Annotated in this window: 1 protein-coding gene; it reads left to right on the plus strand. The window is 71.0% G+C overall.

Going from position 1 to position 2,006, the window contains the following annotated elements; translation table 11 throughout:
• Positions 1 to 214: 214 nt before the first annotated feature.
• A partial coding sequence (locus tag ACFOY2_RS54565; RefSeq protein WP_379536100.1) for a condensation domain-containing protein occupies positions 215 to 2,006 on the plus strand: 1,792 nt, incomplete at its 3' end.

Below are 2,006 nucleotides of genomic sequence, written 5' to 3' on the forward strand. Positions count from 1 at the left end.
TGGGCGGCCGTTGCGCAATCAGTTGTTCCGGGTGGTGGATGCCCGGGGCCGGGATTGCCCGGATTGGGTGGTCGGTGAGTTGTGGATCGGTGGCGCGAGTGTCGCCGAGGGGTATCGGGGTGATCCGGAGCGGACGGCTGAGCGGTTCGTGTCGTTTGGGGGGACGCGCTGGTATCGGACCGGGGATCTGGGCCGGTATTGGCCGGATGGGACGTTGGAGTTCCTGGGCCGGGCCGATTTCCAGGTGAAGATCCGGGGACATCGGATCGAGCTGGGCGAGGTGGAGGCGGCGTTGACCGCTTTCCCTGGGGTTCGGGACGCGGTGGCGGTGGCGGTCGGCGGGCGGTTGGCCGCCGCGGTCGTGGCCGGGGACGGGCTGCCGGCGGGGGTGGAGGAGTTCCTGCGCGAGCGGCTGCCCGGTTACATGGTGCCCGATCAGATGCTGGTGCTGGAGTCGTTCCCGCTGTCCGGCAACGGCAAGATCGACCGACCGGCCATCGGCAAGCTCGTCGAAAGCGCCGTCACCGGCGCGCGAGGCGAGGTGGAGCCGCCGTCCACCGCCGCGGAGAAGGAGATCGCCGCGCTCTGGTCCGACCTGCTCGGCGTGCAGACCGTCGGCCGCGACGACGGCTTCTTCGCCCTCGGCGGCGACAGCCTGATCGCCACCCGCCTGCTCGGACGCATGCGCGCCGCCGGCATGCACGGCGCCGGCCTGCGCGCCCTCTTCGACGACCCGGAGCTGAAGAGCTTCGCCGCCCACGTCACCCTGGGCGAGCCCGCGGACGCCACGCCCGGCATCGTCGCCGACCCCGACCACAGGCACGATCCCTTCCCGGCGACCGACGTGCAGCGCGCCTACTGGATGGGACGCTCGGCGGAGTTCACGCTGGGCTCGGTCGGCTCGCACTGGTATTGGGAGTTCGACGGCTCCGACGTCGACCTGGCCCGGCTCGAACAGGCGTGGAACACCCTCCTGCGGCGGCACGAGATGCTGCGCGCCCACTTCGACGCCGACGGCAACCAGCGCATCCTGCCCGAGGCCGGCCACACGCGCATCCCGCTCACCCGGGGCGCGAACGCGCTGGAGGACCTGCGCGAACGGCTCGCGCACCGCATTCCCGACCCGACCCGCTGGCCGCTGGTCGCGATCGAGGCCGTCGAATACGGCGACGGCCGGCTGCGCATCGGCTTCAGCTTCGACTACATCGTGCTCGACGCGCTCAGCATCGTCACCGTCTTCGCCGAGCTGTCCGCGCTCTACCGGAACCCCGAGGCCGAACTGCGGCCCGTCGGCGTCTCCTTCCGCGACTACGTCCTGACCGCCGGGCCGCGCCCTGACGAGCTCGACTCGGCCCAGGCGTACTGGTCGGAGCGGCTCGACGACCTGCCGCCCGCGCCCCAGCTGCCGCTGTGCGTCGACCCCGCGAAGGTCGAACGTCCGCACTTCGTGCGCAGGGAGACCAGGATCGCCCCCACCCAGTGGCGCCGCCTGCGCGAGCGCGCCAGGGAACACGGCGTCACCCCGGCCACCGTGCTGGCCGCCGCCTTCGCCGAGGTGCTCTCGGCGTGGAGCGCCCGCCAGGACCTGACCATCAACCTCACCCTCTTCGACCGCAGGGAGGTCCACCCCGACATCGACAACATCCTGGGCGACTTCACCTCGCTGCTGCTCGTCGGGCACCGGCCCCGGGTCGGCGACTCCTGGCTCGACCTGGTCACCCGCCTCCAGCAGGAGGTCTGGTCGGGGATGGAGCACAACGCCGTGTCGGCCATCTGGGTGCTGCGCGAGCTGGCCCGCCGTACCGGACAGCCCGCCGTCTCCATGCCCGTCGTCTTCACCAGCGCCCTCGGCCTCAACGACGAGATCACCGACATGGACCTGCCCTTCGGCGAGCAGATCTGGGGTATCTCCCAGACTCCGCAGGTGTGGCTGGACTGTCAGGTGACTGAGCGTGAGGGGGGTTTGTTTGTTAATTGGGATGCGGTGGAGGAGTTGTTCCCGGCGG

Source organism: Nonomuraea purpurea (assembly GCF_042650645.1).
Taxonomy (GTDB): domain Bacteria; phylum Actinomycetota; class Actinomycetes; order Streptosporangiales; family Streptosporangiaceae; genus Nonomuraea; species Nonomuraea purpurea.